This is a genomic window from Sphingorhabdus sp. EL138, assembly GCF_900258045.1.
In the GTDB taxonomy this organism is placed as follows: Bacteria; Pseudomonadota; Alphaproteobacteria; order Sphingomonadales; family Sphingomonadaceae; genus Parasphingorhabdus.
The window spans coordinates 631,276-649,890 of the sequence record NZ_OGVD01000004.1; the positions used below are offsets into that span (position 1 = coordinate 631,276).

Here is an 18,615-nt window from a genome sequence, read left to right on the forward strand (position 1 = left end):
AAAACTATTCGTCCTGCGCACTTGTACATTGCAACTTAAGCTAGACTTCTGCATTTCAATCGCCATGGAGGAAGAAACCGACCAAGGTCCGATAGGGCGCCGATTGGGGCGACGGCTATTTGTCTATCTGGTCCTGTTTCTGTTGCTGGTCGGCTTTCTCATCTTGTGGTTCAGTCGGATCACTATTGCCGATAATTTCGTCCGCTCGCAGCTCAATGATCTGGACATAGAGGCGAGTTACGAGATTGAAGATATCGGTTTGCGGAAGCAGGTCATCCGCAATTTGGTAATTGGCGATCCCCAGCAGCCTGATTTGACAGCGGACCTGGTGGAAATCGGAAATAGTGTGGGGACAGGCGGGGCCGGAATAAACTGGGTCCGAGCAACAGGGGTCAAGGCATTTGGTCGTTTACAAGACGGCAAACTGTCCCTTGGAGCACTCGACAAGTTTTCGGATCCGGAAGATGATAGTCCTCTGGCTCTGCCCGATATTGCACTGACCGTTGAAACGGCCCAATTGCGGATCGATAGTGACTTTGGCGCGGTTGGGTTGGCCCTAAACGGCGCTGGCAACTTGCATGACGGCTTTGAAGGTGAGCTCGCCGCATTGAGTAAAAGCCTGAATTTGGGCGGCTGTTCTATTTCTGATCCCAGTTATTTTGGGGAGATTGCGATCAGCCAGCGCAAACCCCGTTTGAATGGTCCACTGCGCCTTCCCGATGTGCAATGTCCCGACCTGGAATTGTCAGCGAAAGATATAGGCGTTCAGATTGCATTGGAACTGGGTCAGGATTTTACAAGCTGGTCAGGCGATGCAGGTATATCGGGCGGGCCACTGGTTTACGCCGACTATAGTGCCAAGGCAGTAAAATCGACAATTGGCTTTAACGGTGATCTAGACCGCAGCAGTGGCAATATCGATCTGACAACAAATAAAGTGGCTTCACCTTATGGTCGCGCGGACATTGCGCGGGTTAGTGGACCTTTTCAAATTGGCTATGGCGATGATCCGATAACAGCGCGGTTTGAGGGCGCGCCTGAAATTCGGTCAGCAAAAATATCCACCAGCATGCTCGGACAAACGGCAGGGTTGGCAACGTCGACGGATGGGACGCCGATCGGACCCATTGCGGCAAAGCTGGCTACAGCGATTCGTAACGCGGGCAATTCTCTCAATCTAACCGGTGATATCCGATTTGATACAGGAGCGGCGGGAACCAAATTGGCGATTAATGCGCTAAATGCAACTTCCCGGTCCGGTGGAGAGATGGCGTTGGATGACGCGATCTTGCTTACTTTTGTCGGCGATGATGTGAGGATGCTCGCGCAAGGCGATCTCCTGCTCAATGGCGGCGGTTTCCCCGACGCCAGAATAGATTTGAATGACGGCAGCCTCTCACGCGGTTTTGCCGGCAGCGTAAATATGGCCGCTTATCAGGCCGGAACAGCGAAACTCAATATTCCAAGCCTCAGCTTTGCGCCTGCGCCCGGCGGCGGAACGAATTTCGATGGTCGCTTGATCCTGTCCGGCCCACTACCAGACGGCCGGATTACAGGTCTTCAGGTACCGGTTAACGGCAGTTTTGGTGGGCGAGGGGGCTTTTCCCTGTTCCGCGAATGTGTCGATTTGCAATTTGCCAGTTTGCGCTCAGCGTCTTTTGTCGCTGGGCCGACCCGCACACGGCTTTGTCCTGAGAACAGTCGCGGCATCGTGTCCAGCCAGGGCGGCGACCTCAATGTCGCGGCCCGCGCGCCGTCTTTTGACCTTACCGGTAATGTTGGTGGAACAGCACTTGTCCTGTCCAGCGGTGCGCTTGGTTTTTCAATGACCAAGGGTGTTACAGCACAGGATGTTTCCCTTCGCATGGGCACAGCCGACAGCATGACGAAATTTGATATGGCGCGCCTCAGTGCCGCTTTCGGGCAGACGATCACCGGCAAAATCACCGGCGCAGAGGGGCAGATCGCGAACGTTCCCTTGCTATTAAATGATGTAGAGGGTGACTGGAGCTATCTCGATGGCGCGTTCCTGGCTGACGCACAGCTGCGTGTGCGGGACGAAGAGCAGGTTGAACGCTTTCGCCCGCTGATCAGCAAAAATGTCCAGATCAAATTTGCTGATGGACAAATTATCGCTGAAGGCTTGTTGCGGGAACCAACTACAGAGCGTGCGGTAGCGACAGTCAACATCCTTCATGTGCTGGAAAACAGTACGGGCGAAGCTGTGATCGAGGTTTCCGGGTTAACCTTTGACGACCGGTTGCAGCCAGAATTGCTGACGCCTTTAACGCTTGGTGTAGTTGCCAATGTCGACGGTACCGTGACGGGTAAGGGAAGAATCAATTGGGATGCAGCCGGTGACGGCGTCCGCAGTACGGGCAGTTTTCGGACGGATTCTATCAATCTGGCTGCAGCCTTTGGACCGGTTACCGGGCTGTCCGGGGTAATAGAATTCTCAGATTTGCTTGGTCTCGAAACCACGGAAGGTCAACTCGTTCGCATGGCTGAGGTCAATCCCGGTGTTGCGGCCTTTAATGGCCAGCTTTTCTATCGGCTGTTGCCTGACTATAAAATGCAGGTGGAAGGCGGCCAATGGCCATTTGCCGGCGGGATGCTTTATCTTGAACCGACCATCCTTGATTTGGGCGAGGACGCGGAACGGCGGTTGGAATTCACCGTTGTTGGTGTTGATGCTGCACAGTTTCTCACACAATTTGATTTTGAGAATATCACGGCTTCGGGTGTTTTTGATGGGAAATTGCCAATGGTCTTTGATCAGGATGGCGGCCGGATTGCCGGTGGGTACCTGGTTGCGCGCAAAGGCGGTGGCTCGCTATCCTATATTGGCGAATTGACCTATGAAGATATGGGAACCTTCGCAAACTTCGCCTTTAACGCCTTGAAATCTCTCAAATATGAGCAGCTAACGATCGGCATGGACGGCGCTATTGATGGAGAGATCATCACCGAAGTGAAATTTGCCGGGCTGCAACAAGGTGATAGTGCGAGCAAAAATTTCTTTACGAAACAGATCGCCAAGGTGCCCCTTGAATTCAACGTCCGCATCCAGGCACCTTTCATGCAGCTATTGAGCAGTGCGAAAGCTTTTTACGAGCCGGAAATACTGGTCGGCCAGAACTTGCCAGCGCTGTTAAGGGCACAGGAAGAGCGGGCTGCAGAGGCCGCAAAAGCGTTAGAAAGTAATTCTGAATCAACTGTTCAGCCACGGGAAAGCGATAATGAGCCATAAGATATGCCAATTGACGGATCGGTCTGGAAATGCGATTCGATCAATTATGAGGAATAGGAAGACAACCGGCCTGATATCTGGTGTCGCCTTGGGGCTAAGTGCCGTTCTGGCAGGATGTGTGCAGGTTTCTGCACCGGACAAACCCATAGTGATCAACCTGAATATCAATATTAAGCAAGAGGTCGTGTATCGTCTGGATGGCGATGCGAAGGATTTGATTAACAGTGAAGCGGAGATTTTCTGATGTTTGAGTTTATACGGAAAAATAAGGCGGCTGCCATCGTTGGCGGCTTGGCTTTGACCGCAATTGTTGCGACGCCGGTCATGGCACAGCGTGATCCAGCCTATGCAGCGGCGCGTGCTTCGGGCGCGATTGGTGAGAAGCCTGATGGCTATCTCGGCTATGTGAACTCTCCATCGGCATCGGTGAAAGCCATGGTCGAAGATTTGAACATCAAGCGCAAGGCGGCCTATACCCGCAAGGCTCAGGAAACCAACTCGACGGTGGAGCAGTTTGCTTTTACCTCGGGATGCAATCTGATCATGCGCACGGTGGCTGGTGAGAAATATCAGGCACCCAATGGCAGCTGGCAGACCAGAACTTCGGCCGCGCCAACGCGTGACTCGCGCTGCCCGTAAGGTCATTTGGAGATATTATTATTACAAAGGGCGCGCCGCCAAAATCGGCGTGCCCTTTTTCGTTTCAAATCACTGATTTTTTATCGAATTTTCTGCAGTGCAGCATCGCTGTTGACTTGGCGCACCCGCTTTTCTAAACGGGCGCGGTTAGCGGGGCTGCTCGCTGTCGTGAGTAGAACCAGATTAATCGGCTTTTCCGCTGATTTTCAATAGTTTTACAAAGAATCACGGCAGAGAATGGACCTGGTAAATCTGATGGACGATGATGCAAAGATAGAGGCGCTGAAAAAGCGGATCGATCAGGCAACATCAGAAGAGGCGGTCAGATCAGGCAAAACCCAAAAAGGGGTCGATGATAATTATCGGCTCGGAAATCGGGTTTTGGCGGATTTGATTGCAGGCATTGGTGGCGGTGCATTGGTCGGGTGGGTGCTCGATCATTTTATCGGGACCTCGCCATGGCTTCTTTTGGTTTTCCTGTTTCTGGGGATCATCGTGGCATTCAGGAATATTATTAAACTCTCAAACGAGAGCGCAAAGAAGCATAAATGACTTTTGCGCACCGTTTAGAAAACAGGGGTCCCTTGCGTGGCGACTGAAGAAGGTAAAATCGATCCAATGTACCAATTTGAGGTACAGACGATTTTGGAAGGCTTTTCACTAGGCGGACAGCAGATTGCGTTTACCAATAGCGCAGTCTGGATGCTGGTTGCGGTTGCTGGTCTGTGGATATTCATGCTGGGCGGTATGAAGCGAGAATTGGTTCCCGGTCGCTGGCAGATGATGGTTGAGGACTTTACAGGCTTTATCGACAATATGATGGAGGCCAATATCGGTCCCGCTGGCCGCAAATATGCGCCTTATGTGTTTTCCCTATTCATGTTTATCCTGTTTTCGAACGTTTTCGGCCTGCTCCCGGTAGGCGTCTTGGGATTGCATCCCTTTACCGTTACAAGCCATCTGACCGTGACCGGCGTATTGGCGATCATGAGTTTCTCAATCGTGCTGATTGTTGGCTTCGCCAAACATAAGCTCCATTTCTTTTCGCTGTTCATCCCGCACGGGACGCCGCTTCCGATGATACCTTTCATCTTCATCGTTGAGCTATTGTCCTTTCTGGTTCGTCCTTTCAGCCTCGCACTGCGTCTTTTTGTCGCAATGACCGCGGGTCATATCTTGCTAAAGGTTCTAGCTGGTTTCGTGATCAACAGTACCAACGCTGGTGCAGGTTATGGCGTGCTGGTTGGTATCCCAAGCTTTGCGCTGATGATTGGTATCAGCGCTCTCGAATTGCTGGTGGCGGTTGTGCAGGCCTATGTTTTTGCATTGCTGACATCGCTTTACATAAATGATGCAGAAAACCTGCATTGATTTGAAACAAGACTTTATTTCCAAACGATATTTTTGAACAGGAGTAACTATCATGGACGCAGAAGCAGCAAAATTATTGGGCGCAGGTCTGGCAGCAATTGGTGCCGGTGTAGCCGCCGTAGGTGTGGGTAACGTATTCGGAAGCTTCTTGGAAAGCGCACTGCGCAATCCATCCGCTGCTGACGGCCAACAGGGCCGTTTGTTCATCGGCTTTGCGGCTGCTGAGCTTTTGGGTCTGCTGGCATTTGTTGTCGCAATGATCCTGATTTTCGTTGCCTAACATATGATATGAAACCGGCGGGGTGGCAGAAACGCCGCTCCGCTGTTTCAAACTATTGGAGCCTCTGGTTCGATGCCACAAATTGATCAAATTGCCGCAACCTATGGATCTCAGATTTTCTGGCTTTTGCTGACTTTCGGGTTCACCTTCCTTGTTATCGGTTTAGGCATGTTTCCGAAAATCCAGGGCACGGTTGATGCTCGGGATAAGCGGATTGCAGACGATCTGGAAGCGGCACGCACGGCCAATTCCAAGGCTGACGAGCTTGAAGAAAGCTATCGGGTCAAAATGGAAAAAGACCGTAGCGAGGCCCAAGCTGTGGTGGAAGCCAGCAAGGCGAAAGCCAATGCAGCTGCCGAGAAGCGCAAAACCAAGGCTAATGCCGATATTGCCGCGAAACTGGCAGCGGCAGAATCGGATATCAAGGCACGCTCCGACGAAGCCCTGAAAGAAATTGAAGGCGTTTCAGCGGAAGTTGCACAAGATATGGTTGCCAAAATCTCTGGCGCGAAAGTGACCAAAGCGGCAGCTTTGAAGGAAACAAAGGCGGCTTTGAAACATGGCTAACGAACAAAACCAGCAGGCTGCTGCATCTAATTCAGAAGAATTGCCCGCCGCTTCAGAGGCTGTCAGAGAGCGTTTGGAATCGCCCTTGGATAATGAGGGCCTCCCCGTCACCGGTGTCGAAGCGCTGGAGATCCAGCCTGTAGAAGGTGGCCACGAGAACCCTTCTGTCTTGGGTGTGTTTGACGCAACGGTATTTGTGTCACTATCAATGTTGGTTGTTGTTGCGCTGGTGCTTTGGAAGAAAGTGCCAGCTCTCATTGGCGCATCGTTGGACAAGAAAATCGCCGATATTCGCGAACAGCTCGATGAAGCCAAGAAGCTGCGTGAAGAATCCGAAAAGCTCCGTGCGAAATACGAGTCTCGTTTGCGGGCGGCCGATGACGAAGCAGCTGAAATTTTGGCACAAGCCGAAAGCGAAGCAGAACTGGTTGTCGCAGACGCGAAGAAAGCGACTACAGACCTGATTGCACGTCGGAAGAAGATGGCGGAAGACAAGATCGCTGCTGCAGAACGTTCGGCGATTGCCGACGTTCGTGCCAAGGCTGCTGGAGCGGCAACAATCGCAGCCCGGAACCTGATCGCTGCTAAACATGATGCGGCAGCAGACAAGTCAATGATCGATAAAACGATCAGTGATCTCGGTACGAAACTCAACTAAACTAAGGTAATTTTGGTTTGGACTGGGTGCTGGTAATCATCAGCGCCAGCGCCTAGATATATTCTATGTCCGGCCCGCAATCTCCCGACCGTTTTAACGAAGAAAAAGCCACCTACTCAGTGCGCGGTAACGAGACACCGGATCTCGAAACCGGCATGGAAGCCATACGTGAAACGCTGAATACATTGCCAACGCGGCCCGGTGTTTACCGGATGCAGGACAGTCGCGGCGACGTGCTGTATGTCGGCAAAGCGCGATCACTGAAAAACCGGGTTGGTTCCTACGTCCAGATGAATCGCTTGCCGCATCGATTGTTACGGATGGTTGCGCAGACCCGGTCGATGACGATTGTGACGACGGGCAGTGAAGCCGAAGCGCTGCTTCTTGAAGCGCAGCTGATCAAGAAATTTCGACCAGCTTACAACGTTCTGTTGCGCGACGATAAGAGCTTTCCGTTCATCCTGTTGCGCGAAGATCATGATTTTCCGCGTATCCAGAAACATCGCGGGGCACAGAAAACCAAGGGCAAGTATTTTGGTCCCTTTGCCAGTGCCGGTTCGGTAAACCAAACGCTGAACGCCCTGCAAAAGCTATTCCTGCTTCGATCCTGTACAGACAGCTTTTTCAACAACCGCTCGCGGCCCTGTTTGCTCTATCAGATCAAGCGCTGTTCGGCGCCATGTGTCGATCGGATCACCAAGGAAGATTATGCCGAATTGGTTGAGGATTCTCGGAATTTTCTCTCTGGCAAATCGACTGAGGTGCAACAAAAGCTCGGCGCCCAGATGGAACAGGCCTCTGAGCAACTCGATTTCGAGATGGCGGCTCTATATCGTGACCGATTAAAGGCGCTCACCTTCATTCAGGGCAATCAAGCGGTGAATGCAGCTGGTCTTCCAGATGCTGATATATTCGCGCTGGCGGCCAAAGGATCGACGGTTTGCATACAGGCTTTCTTCATTCGTGGGGGTCAGAATTGGGGGCACCGCAGTTTCTTCCCGGCGCACACCAATAATGTTGAGATTGGGGAAGTTCTCTCCAGTTTTCTGATGCAATTTTATGATCGTATGCCACCGCCGAAGCTCGTGTTGCTAGACCGGGATTTGCCCGATGAGGGGTTACTGGCAGAGGCTTTGGGAACACGAGCTGACTATAAAGTCAGCGTATCCCGACCCCAGCGCGGGGATCGTTTAAAGCTGCTCAAACAAGCAAGTCGCAATGCAGAAGAAGCGCTCGATCGGCGGCTTGCAGAATCATCGACACAGGCGAAGATTATGCGCGAGATGGTCGATTTGCTTGAGCTTGATACAGTACCGGATCGCATCGAAATCTACGATAACAGTCATATTCAAGGCACGAATATGGTCGGTGGCATGGTGGTCGCTGGCCCGGAAGGTTTTCGCAAGAGTGCCTATCGCAAGTTCAACATTAAAAACCCCGATACCAAACCAGGTGACGATTTTGCGATGATGCGCGAAGTACTGGAGCGCCGCTTCGCTCGGGCACAGAAAGAGGATCCTGATCGCGAAAAGGGCGAATGGCCGGATCTCGTGCTGATCGACGGCGGCAAGGGGCAGATGAGCGCTGCCAAGGATGCACTTGCAGAAATCGGTGTTGAAGACGTCAACATGATTGGCGTGTCCAAGGGACCGGATCGCAACGCTGGGCGCGAAACGTTCCACTTCATGGATGGGCGCGAGTTGAACCTACCAATAAACAGCCCCGTTCTATTCTATCTTCAGCGGCTGCGGGATGAAGCACATCGCTATGCGATCGGCGCCCATCGCCAGAAGCGCGCGAAGTCCATTGGCCATAGTTCTCTGGATGACGTTCCAGGTATTGGTCCTGCGCGAAAGCGCGCGATGTTGCTGCATTTCGGCACGGCACGAGCGGTGAAAAACGCGTCGCTGGAAGATCTGCAAGGCGCGCCTGGGGTTTCGGCGACTGTGGCGCAGAAAGTGTATGACTATTTCCATGGCTAGTCTGCGCACTTCTGCGATCATCTGTTCAGTCCGCCAGCATGGCGAGCATGGCGCGGTCGTGCGGTCTTTGACGCCCGAAAACGGCTTGATGGCGGGATATGTCAGGGGCGCGAGGTCGCGGACAATGCGGCCCATTCTCATTCCGTCGAACATCGTTCAGGCCGACTATCGTGCACGAACAGAGGATCAACTGGCGTCGATGACTGCTGAACTGCAGCAAAGCCGTGGCGCTTATCTTGGTGAGCCGCTCGCTAGCGCTGCGCTCGAATGGGTTACGGCGTTAACAGCGGCAATCCTTCCTGAAGAGCATAGTTACCCGCAGCTGCACAGTGCGCTTTCAGCGTTGCTGGACGCTATATGCGGTGCGCCATCTGCTAAGGGATGGGTAGTAGCTCTTGTGCGTTATGAGTTACTTCTGCTGTCCGAACTGGGATTTGGGCTGTCACTGGAAAAATGTACCGTGACGGAGCGTACAGATGACCTGGTGTTCATCAGTCCCAAAAGTGCGACGGCGGTTAGTCTGGGGGCGGGACAAGTTTACAAGGACAAGCTTCTGCCACTGCCCACTTTTTTGAAGGAACCCGCTACCCCGGACTGGAACGATATTTTTGACGGTTTGAAAGTCACAGGATTTTTCCTCAAGCGCCATTTTTTCGAGGATCGTCGCAATGACGTCATGGCGTCCCGCACGGTTTTGGTGGATCGCTTAAAAAGGGTGGTTGCCTAATCTCTTCAGGCGCGGCAGGGATGCGCGCAAAGAGTTGAGGAAAAAGCATGCATATTGCGGTACTCGCCGGCGACGGCATAGGTCAGGAAATCATGACGGAAGCCTTGCGCGTGTTAGAAGCGATGGGGCTGCCCGATCTGCAGCTGGATCAAGCCGATGTCGGCGGAGTGGCTTACAAAAACCACGGTCATCCATTGCCGCCGGCGACACTCGAATTGGTGATGGCCACCGATGCCGTCTTGTTCGGGGCTGTTGGTGATCCCGACTGTGACGATCTGGACCGTCACCTGCGTCCTGAGCAAGCGGTGCTGGGGTTGCGCAAGGAAATGCAGACATTTGCGAACCTGCGCCCGGCCAAGGCCTTTGCCGGTCTTGAAAACCTGTCAGCATTGAAACCGGATATTGCCGGCGCGATCGATCTGCTGATCTTGCGGGAATTGACCGGTGATATTTACTTTGGTGAGAAGGGCCGGCGGACGACAGATGCCGGCTTGCGGGAAGGCTATGATATCATGGCCTATGACGAGGAAGAGATTAGCCGCATCGCTCATGTCGCTTTCAAGGCGGCTCAAGGACGCCGCAAAAAACTATGCTCCGTAGACAAAGCCAACGTACTGCAAACATCGGTGCTCTGGCGCGAAGTTGTCAACGAAGTCAGTGCCGATTATCCCGATGTTGAACTTAGTCATATGTATGTCGACAATGCCGCAATGCAGCTTGTGCGAAATCCAGGGCAGTTTGATGTAATGCTCACAGGCAATATTTTTGGTGACATCCTGTCTGACCAGGCGAGTATGTGTGTCGGTTCGATCGGTCTGCTGGCATCAGCCTCCCTGGGTACTGGAACGAAAGGCCTTTATGAACCGATTCATGGCAGCGCGCCTGATATTGCGGGGCAGGGCTTTGCCAATCCCTCTGCCATGATATTGTCCGCTGCGATGATGCTGCGCCACAGCTTCGGGATGGAGGAAGACGCGGTACGGATCGAGCAGGCTGTCGCTGACGTATTGCAGCAGGGAATATTGGGGCATGATCTGGGCGGCAGTGCTTCTACGAGGGAAATTGGCGATGCCGTCGTCGCGCAGCTTGCCAGTTAAGCGTCAACAGGCTTAGGAAAAGACATGAAAAGAGATACCGGCCAAAATAGAGAGATTACGAAGAACTGGCGCCCCGCGACCAAAGCCATCCGCAGCGGCACCATGCGCAGCGAATTTGGGGAGACGTCGGAGGCGATGTTCCTGACCTCTGGCTATACTTATGATTGTGCCGAAGACGCCGCTGCACGGTTCAACGGTGAACAATCAGGCATGACCTACAGCCGCCTGCAAAACCCGACTGTGCAGATGTTGGAAGAACGCATCGCATTGATGGAAGGCGCAGAGGCCTGTCGGGCCACGGCTTCTGGCATGGCGGCAATGACGGCCGCCTTGCTATGTCAGTTACAGGCTGGCGATCATGTAGTGGCCAGTCGCGCGCTTTTTGGTTCCTGTCGCTGGTTAACGGACTCGCTACTTCCGAAATTCGGTATCGACACCACCGTCATCGATGGCCGCGAAATCGAAAATTGGGAAAAGGCGATCACGCCCAAGACCAAGGTTTTCTTCTTTGAGACGCCAGCCAATCCGACCATGGATGTTATTGATTTACGGACAGTCTGTGATTTGGCGCGCGCCAAAGGCATTACCAGCGTTGTCGACAATGCTTTTGCCACCAATGTGCTGCAACGACCGATGGAATTCGGCGCTGACGTTGTTGCCTATAGCGCCACCAAGATGATGGATGGGCAGGGGCGTGTGCTGGCCGGTGCGATATGTGGCAGCGAAGAGTTTATCGAGGAAACCTTGCTCGCGTTTACCCGAAATACGGGCCCCACACTCAGTGCCTTCAATGCCTGGGTCGTGCTGAAGGGACTCGAGACGCTCGACTTGAGGATTCGCAAACAAAGCAATAACGCCATTGAGGTGGGCAAGTTTTTGGAGCAGCGGATAGAGAAAATATTGCATCCCGGTCTGCCCAGCCACCCGCAGCATAATCTGGCGATGAGCCAGATGGAAGCGACAGGACCGATCTTCTCGCTGTACGTGGGTGGTGGTCGAAAACAGGCCCATGGGCTTCTTAATGCATTGAATTTGATAGATATTTCGAACAATATTGGGGACAGTCGATCGCTAATGTGTCACCCGGCATCCACCACCCATCATGGCTTGGGTGAAGACGCGAGATTGGAAATCGGGATTAGCGAAGACATGCTGCGGATCAATGTCGGTCTGGAAGATCCCGCCGATTTGGTTGAAGATTTGGATCAGGCCCTTTCGTCTATTGGTCTTTGACGCTATTGTAAGAAGATGATGCAGGCGTTCTTCCCATTTTCAGAAACTACCGACGGTGTGACCGTTCGGGTGTCGGTGACATTTTTACCGGAACAATCGGACATTGACGGTTTGCGCTGGTTCTGGGCCTATCATATTCGCATAGAGAATGAACGCGATAGCGCGGTTCAATTGATGACCAGACATTGGCGAATTTCCGATGCCCGGGGTGCCCTGCACCGGGTCGATGGCGATGGTGTTATTGGCGAGCAGCCGATTATCCAGCCCGGCAAGTCGCACGATTATGTATCAGGTTGTCCGCTCAACACGCCAAGCGGCGCGATGGCGGGACACTTCATGTTCGTAGGAGAAGAACCAGAAGCTTTTGAAGTTCGCATTCCTCATTTCCCTCTTACTGCACCTACTGTAGAGCAATGAAGCGTACGCATTTGCCGCTCAACGGGCTTCGCGTGCTCGATGCCGCAGCTCGGCATCTCAGCTTTACACGGGCAGCCGACGAATTGGCAGTCACACCTGCCGCTGTCGGGCAACAAATCAGGGCGCTTGAGGATATGCTTGGGGTTGTCATGTTTCGGCGCACTCCAAAGGGGTTGGAACTGACAGATGAAGCTGCCGCCGGTCTGGATGCGCTGCGATCCGGTTTTCTGGAATTTGAAGATGCCGTGCGGGCTATGCAGGCCGGTCAATCTTCCCATAAGCTAACTATTGCTGCTCCACGTGATTTGACCGCTAAGTGGTTGAATGAACGGCTTGCAAGCTTTTCACAGGATAACAAAGATGTCAGCTTCGCACTGGTTGCATCAGAAGGCGGCGCGGATTTTACCGAAGCCAATCTGGATGTGGCGATCGGATTGACAGATGGTCCAGGTGATAACGAGGGTGTTATCATCGGCGACACGATGTTTGTCAAAGTGGCTGCTCCCGGCGGGAAGGCTGGCCAGAAAATTGACTGGCCCGGCTGCCCTATCTCGGAAGGTGAAGAAACCTTGATGCGCGTGGCAGATGGTGGTTTGGCAATAGAGGCCGCTGCCAACGGATTTGGCCACGCCTGGGTCCCCAAGATGCTGGTGCAACAGGATATTGCGGCGGGACGGGTAGAAGTTATCGGAGAGGACAGCAAATCCTCTCGCGGCTATTGGCTGGTGGCCCCGCTTCCCCAATGGCGGCAGAAAAAGGTCAAGGCACTGGTCGCTGCGCTAACAGCATGACCTTCCCTACTTTGCCGACGGAGCGGCTGCGTTTGCGTCCTTTGCGTGTCGATGATGCTGAGGTCCTTCATCCCGTTTTTGCGGATGAAGAACTGATGCGCTGGTGGTCTAGCGGACCGCATGAAACAGTCGCGGAAACGCGGGACTATGTGGCCCAGAATTGCGAAGGCACGCGCTGGCGAACTTGGGCGATCACTACAGTCCAAGACGATACGGCGCTGGGTTGGGTTGTCCTTGTAAGATCGGAAGACCGACCGAATGTTAGAGAAATTGGTTATATTCTGAACCGTTCTGCTTGGGGAACGGGAATAGCGCGAGAAGCTGTTAACAGGGTAATCCAATATGGCTTTGAAGAACTTGGCCTCCGACGTATCTGCGCCGATGTCGATCCTGACAATCTGCCTTCAATCAAACTGCTGAAGGCTCTGGGCTTTCAAAAGGAAGCTCATTTGCGGCAGGAATGGGAAACGCATATCGGCATCCGAGACAGTTTGATTTTTGGATTGCTGCGTGATGATTGGCTAAACGTCGATCCGAAAATCTAACGAGCGGCGACGAGATTCAACAATCGGTTCATCATCAGAGTGAATTGGTCATTGTCGACAGGCGCTTCACTGTTGTTCCAGCTTCCTGAAACCGCATAGGTCTTGCCCGATTTCGACTTGGTCAAAAAGGCGAAGGATATGACGCCCGGCTCCGAACCGCCTTTGCCGCCAATGTAGTCCCAGCGCAAAGCATCTCCCGGTGGAATCAGAGGGTTGATTTTGAGGATTTTCTTCACGACCGGATCCTCGATATTATCGATCTTTTCCAATAGGCCTGTTGTATCGGAAGGCGACGCAAACCATTCAATCGTATCGATATGCTGTGGTTTATTGGCAAGGTTGCTGATTTCAATCGATTCCGGTGAAAGGCCGATATTATATCTGTTCAGCAGGTCCCGTTGCTCACCATCGCTTGCGCCAATATAGAGCTTACGAACATCGGCATTACCGGGCATCTTGAGATCAAAAAATTCGGCCGTGCTCAACATCGGAAGCATTTTTTCCGGCGCGCTGTGACCGCTTTTATAGACCAGATCATCGATCGCCTTACTACCCAGTTCGGTCATCAATATATCCGTTGCTGTATTGTCGCTCACGGAAATCATCAGTGTCGCCAGGGCTTGCAGTGTCATCGGTGTTCGATCCGGCCAATCTTGCAAAATTCCGGACGGTAGAGATTTTCTATAAAGAGGAACAACGTCGCTCCAACTCCGGTCGCTATCGGCTATTTTGGTCGAGAGTGCGGCAAGGACATAGAGTTTAAATGCGGAGCCGATAGCAAATTGCCGATCCGCGTTCATAGATTCTATGATGCTTGCTTGATCTGCACCGATCTCGGCGATCTCGAACCCAGCAGTGCCTGGGAGTGTTTCCATCTCGCGCTTGATCTTGTCGATGCTGTCGCCTGTCATATTGGCACCGGTTACTTGCAGCCCGATTACCGGGTAAGGCGCGGCACTGTCCAAAACCATGCGCAGTGCCAAAGTGGCTTTGGCATAAGCAATCTCGACGGTACCATCCTGTTTACTCGCCGGGATTATGCGGGCGATGGACAATGGCTCGCCATATTGATTTTGGAGCTGTGTCACCAGGGCGCGAAACTGCGTTACAGGTATCGTGTCCAGAAACGAACTTGCGAAAAAGCTGTCTTCTTTCTGTGATCCTTTAAGAATTTCGAGGAGTTCGGATGCGCGGTCCTGATATTCAGAAGAAACAACTGTCATTTGCTCCGCCCTTGCTGGAGAGGGGACCCCTGTAGAAAAAATAACGACAAGTGCTGCGAAAAGCCAGAACCGGACAAACCGGTCAGGCATCAATGGCTTCCTCATCAAGGCTGGCTGCATTTTGCTGGATGAAGTTGAACCTGTGTTCCGGGTTTTTGCCCATCAGGCGGTCGACAAGATCCTTAACTACCGCCCGGTTTTCATATTCTTGCGGTAAAGTCACGCGATATAAAGAACGCGTATCAGGATCCATGGTGGTCTCTTTAAGCTGACCCGGGTTCATTTCTCCAAGCCCCTTGAACCGGCTCACTTCAACCTTTTTGCCCTTGAATGGACCATTCTCGATTTCGGTTCGCGCTTCGTCATCTTGCGCATAGAGGCTCTTGCCACCAGCGGTCAGGCGATAGAGCGGCGGTCGGGCAAGAAACAAGTGCCCTTGGCGTACGAGCTCTGGCATCTCTTGAAAGAAGTAAGTCATCAAAAGCGTTGCGATATGCGCGCCATCGACATCGGCGTCGGTCATGATGATCACGCGCTCATAGCGTAAATTGTCCGGATCACAGTCTTTGCGGGTGCCGCAGCCCAATGCCAGCGTCAGGTCGGCAATTTCCGAGTTGGCAAAAATCTTGGCACTAGCGGCAGAAGCAACGTTGAGGATTTTGCCGCGTATCGGCAGGATCGCCTGCGTTTTTCGGTTGCGTGCCTGTTTGGCAGAACCGCCAGCACTGTCGCCCTCGACGATAAACAATTCGGTTCCGGCCGGGTCATTGCCAGAGCAATCGGTAAGCTTGCCGGGCAGGCGGACTTTGCGCCCGCTGGTAGCGGTCTTGCGCTTAACTTCGCGCTCGGCCTTGCGTTTCAAACGCTCTTCCATGCGCTCCATGACGAAGCCGAGCAGCGCCTTGCCGCGGTCCATATTGTCCGTCAGGAAATGATCGAAATGATCACGTACTGCATTTTCGACATATTTTGCCGCTTCGGGAGAGGTGAGCCGGTCTTTGGTCTGACTCTGGAATTGTGGTTCGCGGATAAATACAGATAACATCATCTCGCCACCTGAAATGATATCATCGGCCGTGAGTTGCGCAGCTTTCTTAACCTGCACCAGTTCACCAAAGGCACGCATACCCTTGACCAACGCGTTGCGCAGCCCGGTTTCATGGGTGCCGCCATTGGGTGTCGGAATGGTGTTGCAATACCAGCTATAGCTGCCATCGGTCCAGATCGGCCAAGTGATCGCCCATTCGACCCGACCAGCGCTGTCCGGAAATTCCTGATTGCCGGCAAAGAAATCTGTCGTGACGCACTCCCGCCCGCTCAGTTGCTCGCGCAAGTGGTCGGAAAGCCCCCCGGGGAACTGGAATACGGCTTCTGCGGGAATCTCTTCGCTGGCCTGTTCTGGATTACATTTCCAGCGGATTTCCACACCCGCGTAGAGATAGGCTTTGGACCTAGCCATCTTGAACAGGCGGGACGGCTTGAATTTATTGCCTTCCCCAAAAATTTCGGTGTCTGGAACAAAGGAAATACTGGTGCCGCGCCGATTTGGTGTGCTGCCGACTTTTTCCAGCTTTGAAACAGCATTGCCTTGTGAAAAGGATTGGCGATAAATGGTTTTGTTGCGCGCCACTTCTACGACAGTGTCAGAGGACAGGGCGTTGACAACGGATACACCAACGCCATGCAGGCCACCTGACGTGGCATAGGCTTTATCCGAAAACTTACCACCTGAGTGCAAGGTAGTCATAATGACTTCCAGCGCTGACTTATCCGGAAATTTGGGATGGGGATCAACCGGGATACCGCGGCCATTGTCAGTGACAGTCAAACGGTTGTCGCTATCAAGTGTGATCTCGATGCGGCTAGCATGACCAGCCACCGCTTCGTCCATGCTGTTGTCGATGACTTCTGCTGCCAGGTGATGCAGCGCGCGCTCATCAACGCCTCCGATATACATGCCAGGACGTTTGCGGACAGGCTCTAGCCCTTCCAGTACCTCGATCGCAGAGGCGTCATAGTCACCGGACTTTGAAGTGGTTGGCGGGTCACCGCCAAAAAGATCATCAGACATAATGATCCTATAAGAGTGTGAGAGTCAGACTGGCAAGAGGCTTGTTGAGCCTCTTGCCAAATGGTCTGTAAAATAACGTCTTATTGCCTGATTCAGCGAACTCTGGGGCCACCAAAGGGCAGTGGCGGCGGTGCACGCCGTGCGCCGCGTGGCAACTGTGCCTGAAATGCTCTGCCGCAATGCTCCACACAATATGGGAAGCCCGGATTGACCTCTTCACCGCAGAAATGAAAGTCCGGTTCACCAGGATGGTTCATCGGCCAGCGGCAAATTTTATCGTTCAAGTCCAACAGACTGGTTTTGTCAGCAATCTCCTCACTGGGTTTGGCAGGAACCAGACGCCGCGGCGGTGCGGGTGGAATGGGTGCCTGCTGATCACCAGGGCCCTGACGCAAAAAGCCGCCAGGTCCAACGGAAACGATTTTGGGTCCGTCAGGCTTCGGCATTTTGGATTGTTGCGCAGCATGTGTGCGAGCAGCGGGCGTTGGTGGCGGCATCGCGCGGCGAGCGACATGTTCTTCTTTCTGCTTGGGTTTCTTTGTCGCTTTGACCGCTGCCTTTTTCGGCTTGGGCGCCGGTTTATCGCCCTTTGCCGTCTTCGCTTTGGCTTTTACTGGTGATGGGCGGGATTTCAGGCCGAGGCGATGCGCCTTGCCGATTACTGCATTCCTGCTAACGCCGCCCAATTCTTCGGCGATCTGGCTCGCTGTCAGGCCTTTTTCCCACATTTGTTTCAAATGATCGATACGTTCGTCGGTCCAAGCCATGCAAAATCCTAATCTGTTCCACTACTGCGCCCAATATAAGTCTTGTCGCCGCATATTCAATCATACGCGAATGGCCAAGATAATATGGGTTGTGATTGCTGCCCGGAGCAGATAGGCGAAAAGCCTATGTTAGACCAGCCTAAAAATAACAATTCTGACCAATCCGAGTTTATTCCACAAACTTATGCCGAGCCCGGTGTGCCGGCCATACGTGGCGTCAACTGGGGAGGTTTCCTGGCGCTTTACTGGAAGGAAGTACGCCGCTTTTTTAAGGTACAGCTTCAAACTGTCTGGGCGCCGTCGATTACTACCTTGCTATTTTTAGTGATTTTTACCGTAGCATTGGGCAGGGGCGATCGCACTGTCCTGGGGGTACCGTTTGCTGATTTCATTGCACCGGGCCTGATCTGCATGGGGATGATTCAGAACGCCTTCGCTAACAGCAGTTTTTCGCTTTTGGTCGGGAAAATTCAAGGTACAATTGTAGATTATCTTATGCCGCCATTGTCTGTCGGCGAATTGCTCGCAGGCCTCGTCGGAGCTGCAATAACCCGGGCAGCACTGGTTGGGTTCGCTGTCTGGCTGGCCATGGCACTTTGGCCGGGCGTTAATGTCAGCGTAAATCATTGGTGGGCCGTGCTCTGGTTCGGTTTTATGGGCTCAGCAATGCTAGCGCTGCTTGGTGTTCTCACATCGATTTGGGCGGAAAAATTCGATCATGCGGCGGCTGTGACCAATTTTGTTGTGGCTCCCGCAGCCTTACTATCAGGGACATTCTATTCGATTGACAGGCTGGCCCCCACATTTCAGGCAGTCAGTCACTTCAATCCGTTTTTCTACGCGATTTCCGGTTTTCGCTATGGATTTCTGGGTGCAGCCGATTCTCCGATAATTGTCGGTTCTTTTGTTCTGTTGGGGATTAATGTCGGGCTGACCGCACTTTGCTACGTTCTGCTCTCAAAAGGCTGGAAGATTAAATCCTAGTGGCTCGACAGCG

19 protein-coding genes are annotated in these 18,615 nt (G+C 53.0%); 16 read left to right on the forward strand and 3 right to left on the reverse strand.

Annotated elements, in window-relative coordinates; genetic code table 11:
• Window positions 1–64: 64 nt before the first annotated feature.
• The 15 genes from DK507_RS12930 to DK507_RS13000 all read left to right on the forward strand — a co-directional run bounded on the left by DK507_RS12930 (window position 65) and on the right by DK507_RS13000 (window position 13,557).
• The gene (locus DK507_RS12930; protein WP_109356770.1) at window positions 65–3,250 is read left to right on the forward strand and encodes a YdbH domain-containing protein; all 3,186 of its coding nucleotides are present in this window, start codon (window positions 65–67) and stop codon (window positions 3,248–3,250) included.
• A gap of 46 nt (window positions 3,251–3,296) precedes the next feature.
• A complete protein-coding gene (locus DK507_RS12935; protein ID WP_109357678.1) occupies window positions 3,297–3,494 on the forward strand; it encodes a YnbE family lipoprotein in 198 nt (65 codons plus the stop codon).
• Window positions 3,494–3,889 carry a YdbL family protein gene (locus DK507_RS12940; RefSeq protein ID WP_109356771.1) on the forward strand — a complete coding sequence of 132 codons (396 nt, stop codon included), beginning with the start codon at window positions 3,494–3,496 and terminating at the stop codon, window positions 3,887–3,889. Before DK507_RS12935 ends, DK507_RS12940 begins: the two co-directional genes overlap by 1 nt.
• Before the next feature lie 237 nt (window positions 3,890–4,126).
• On the forward strand, window positions 4,127–4,441 hold the full coding sequence (locus DK507_RS12945) for an AtpZ/AtpI family protein (protein WP_254054382.1): 315 nt from the start codon (window positions 4,127–4,129) through the stop codon (window positions 4,439–4,441).
• Between the two features lie 36 nt (window positions 4,442–4,477).
• Window positions 4,478–5,260: a F0F1 ATP synthase subunit A gene (locus DK507_RS12950; protein ID WP_174209045.1), complete on the forward strand. Its 783-nt coding sequence runs from the start codon at window positions 4,478–4,480 to the stop codon at window positions 5,258–5,260.
• A 52-nt stretch (window positions 5,261–5,312) separates the two neighbouring features.
• On the forward strand, window positions 5,313–5,540 hold the full coding sequence (locus tag DK507_RS12955; RefSeq protein WP_108809819.1) for a F0F1 ATP synthase subunit C: 228 nt from the start codon (window positions 5,313–5,315) through the stop codon (window positions 5,538–5,540).
• Window positions 5,541–5,612: 72 nt separating this feature from the next.
• Complete coding sequence (locus tag DK507_RS12960) at window positions 5,613–6,107, forward strand: ATPase (RefSeq protein ID WP_109356772.1); 495 nt, start codon at window positions 5,613–5,615, stop codon at window positions 6,105–6,107.
• The gene (locus DK507_RS12965; RefSeq protein ID WP_109356773.1) at window positions 6,100–6,765 is read left to right on the forward strand and encodes a F0F1 ATP synthase subunit B; all 666 of its coding nucleotides are present in this window, start codon (window positions 6,100–6,102) and stop codon (window positions 6,763–6,765) included. Before DK507_RS12960 ends, DK507_RS12965 begins: the two co-directional genes overlap by 8 nt.
• A 65-nt stretch (window positions 6,766–6,830) precedes the next feature.
• Window positions 6,831–8,747, forward strand: a complete 1,917-nt coding sequence (uvrC, locus tag DK507_RS12970) for an excinuclease ABC subunit UvrC (RefSeq protein WP_109356774.1) — start codon at window positions 6,831–6,833, stop codon at window positions 8,745–8,747.
• Entirely contained in the window at window positions 8,740–9,474 is a 735-nt protein-coding gene (recO, locus tag DK507_RS12975) for a DNA repair protein RecO (RefSeq protein ID WP_109356775.1), read from the forward strand. The genes uvrC and recO overlap by 8 nt, the downstream gene beginning before the upstream one ends.
• A 47-nt stretch (window positions 9,475–9,521) precedes the next feature.
• Window positions 9,522–10,571, forward strand: coding sequence for a 3-isopropylmalate dehydrogenase (gene leuB / locus DK507_RS12980; RefSeq protein WP_109356776.1), 1,050 nt, complete (start codon window positions 9,522–9,524; stop codon window positions 10,569–10,571).
• 24 nt (window positions 10,572–10,595) lie between these two features.
• Window positions 10,596–11,804: a PLP-dependent aspartate aminotransferase family protein gene (locus DK507_RS12985; protein WP_109356777.1), complete on the forward strand. Its 1,209-nt coding sequence runs from the start codon at window positions 10,596–10,598 to the stop codon at window positions 11,802–11,804.
• Window positions 11,805–11,822: 18 nt separating this feature from the next.
• Entirely contained in the window at window positions 11,823–12,221 is a 399-nt protein-coding gene (gene apaG / locus DK507_RS12990) for a Co2+/Mg2+ efflux protein ApaG (protein ID WP_109356778.1), read from the forward strand.
• Entirely contained in the window at window positions 12,218–13,012 is a 795-nt protein-coding gene (locus DK507_RS12995; protein WP_109356779.1) for a LysR family transcriptional regulator, read from the forward strand. Before apaG ends, DK507_RS12995 begins: the two co-directional genes overlap by 4 nt.
• Window positions 13,009–13,557, forward strand: a complete 549-nt coding sequence (locus DK507_RS13000) for a GNAT family N-acetyltransferase (RefSeq protein WP_109356780.1) — start codon at window positions 13,009–13,011, stop codon at window positions 13,555–13,557. The genes DK507_RS12995 and DK507_RS13000 overlap by 4 nt, the downstream gene beginning before the upstream one ends.
• Here DK507_RS13000 and DK507_RS13005 read toward each other — a convergent pair.
• The 3 genes from DK507_RS13005 to DK507_RS13015 all read right to left on the reverse strand — a co-directional run bounded on the left by DK507_RS13005 (window position 13,554) and on the right by DK507_RS13015 (window position 17,618).
• A complete protein-coding gene (locus tag DK507_RS13005) occupies window positions 13,554–14,780 on the reverse strand; it encodes a serine hydrolase (RefSeq protein WP_162559041.1) in 1,227 nt (408 codons plus the stop codon). The two genes, DK507_RS13000 and DK507_RS13005, sit on opposite strands and share 4 nt — an antisense overlap.
• 82 nt (window positions 14,781–14,862) lie before the next feature.
• Window positions 14,863–16,851, reverse strand: a complete 1,989-nt coding sequence (gene parE / locus DK507_RS13010; protein ID WP_109356782.1) for a DNA topoisomerase IV subunit B — start codon at window positions 16,849–16,851, stop codon at window positions 14,863–14,865.
• Window positions 16,852–16,943: 92 nt separating this feature from the next.
• Window positions 16,944–17,618 carry a GcrA family cell cycle regulator gene (locus DK507_RS13015; RefSeq protein WP_109356783.1) on the reverse strand — a complete coding sequence of 225 codons (675 nt, stop codon included), beginning with the start codon at window positions 17,616–17,618 and terminating at the stop codon, window positions 16,944–16,946.
• 126 nt (window positions 17,619–17,744) lie between these two features.
• Here DK507_RS13015 and DK507_RS13020 point away from each other — a divergent pair, with 126 nt between their 5' ends.
• Window positions 17,745–18,602 (forward strand): ABC transporter permease, encoded by an 858-nt coding sequence (locus DK507_RS13020; RefSeq protein ID WP_109356784.1) that lies wholly within the window; start codon window positions 17,745–17,747, stop codon window positions 18,600–18,602.
• Window positions 18,603–18,615: the final 13 nt, after the last annotated feature.

What these genes read in the sequence shown, in the direction of transcription:
- DK507_RS12940 (WP_109356771.1), top strand. Translation starts at nt 3,494, where the DNA reads ATGTTTGAGTTTATACGGAAAAATAAGGCGGCTGCCATCGTTGGCGGC.
- leuB (WP_109356776.1), top strand. Translation starts at nt 9,522, where the DNA reads ATGCATATTGCGGTACTCGCCGGCGACGGCATAGGTCAGGAAATCATG.
- DK507_RS12995 (WP_109356779.1), top strand. Translation starts at nt 12,218, where the DNA reads ATGAAGCGTACGCATTTGCCGCTCAACGGGCTTCGCGTGCTCGATGCC.
- DK507_RS13000 (WP_109356780.1), top strand. Translation starts at nt 13,009, where the DNA reads ATGACCTTCCCTACTTTGCCGACGGAGCGGCTGCGTTTGCGTCCTTTG.
- apaG (WP_109356778.1), top strand. Translation starts at nt 11,823, where the DNA reads ATGCAGGCGTTCTTCCCATTTTCAGAAACTACCGACGGTGTGACCGTT.
- uvrC (WP_109356774.1), top strand. Translation starts at nt 6,831, where the DNA reads ATGTCCGGCCCGCAATCTCCCGACCGTTTTAACGAAGAAAAAGCCACC.
- DK507_RS12935 (WP_109357678.1), top strand. Translation starts at nt 3,297, where the DNA reads ATGAGGAATAGGAAGACAACCGGCCTGATATCTGGTGTCGCCTTGGGG.
- DK507_RS12945 (WP_254054382.1), top strand. Translation starts at nt 4,127, where the DNA reads ATGGACCTGGTAAATCTGATGGACGATGATGCAAAGATAGAGGCGCTG.
- DK507_RS13005 (WP_162559041.1), bottom strand. Translation starts at nt 14,780, where the DNA reads ATGACAGTTGTTTCTTCTGAATATCAGGACCGCGCATCCGAACTCCTC.
- DK507_RS12955 (WP_108809819.1), top strand. Translation starts at nt 5,313, where the DNA reads ATGGACGCAGAAGCAGCAAAATTATTGGGCGCAGGTCTGGCAGCAATT.
- recO (WP_109356775.1), top strand. Translation starts at nt 8,740, where the DNA reads ATGGCTAGTCTGCGCACTTCTGCGATCATCTGTTCAGTCCGCCAGCAT.
- DK507_RS12965 (WP_109356773.1), top strand. Translation starts at nt 6,100, where the DNA reads ATGGCTAACGAACAAAACCAGCAGGCTGCTGCATCTAATTCAGAAGAA.
- DK507_RS13015 (WP_109356783.1), bottom strand. Translation starts at nt 17,618, where the DNA reads ATGGCTTGGACCGACGAACGTATCGATCATTTGAAACAAATGTGGGAA.
- DK507_RS12985 (WP_109356777.1), top strand. Translation starts at nt 10,596, where the DNA reads ATGAAAAGAGATACCGGCCAAAATAGAGAGATTACGAAGAACTGGCGC.
- parE (WP_109356782.1), bottom strand. Translation starts at nt 16,851, where the DNA reads ATGTCTGATGATCTTTTTGGCGGTGACCCGCCAACCACTTCAAAGTCC.
- DK507_RS12930 (WP_109356770.1), top strand. Translation starts at nt 65, where the DNA reads ATGGAGGAAGAAACCGACCAAGGTCCGATAGGGCGCCGATTGGGGCGA.
- DK507_RS13020 (WP_109356784.1), top strand. Translation starts at nt 17,745, where the DNA reads ATGTTAGACCAGCCTAAAAATAACAATTCTGACCAATCCGAGTTTATT.
- DK507_RS12960 (WP_109356772.1), top strand. Translation starts at nt 5,613, where the DNA reads ATGCCACAAATTGATCAAATTGCCGCAACCTATGGATCTCAGATTTTC.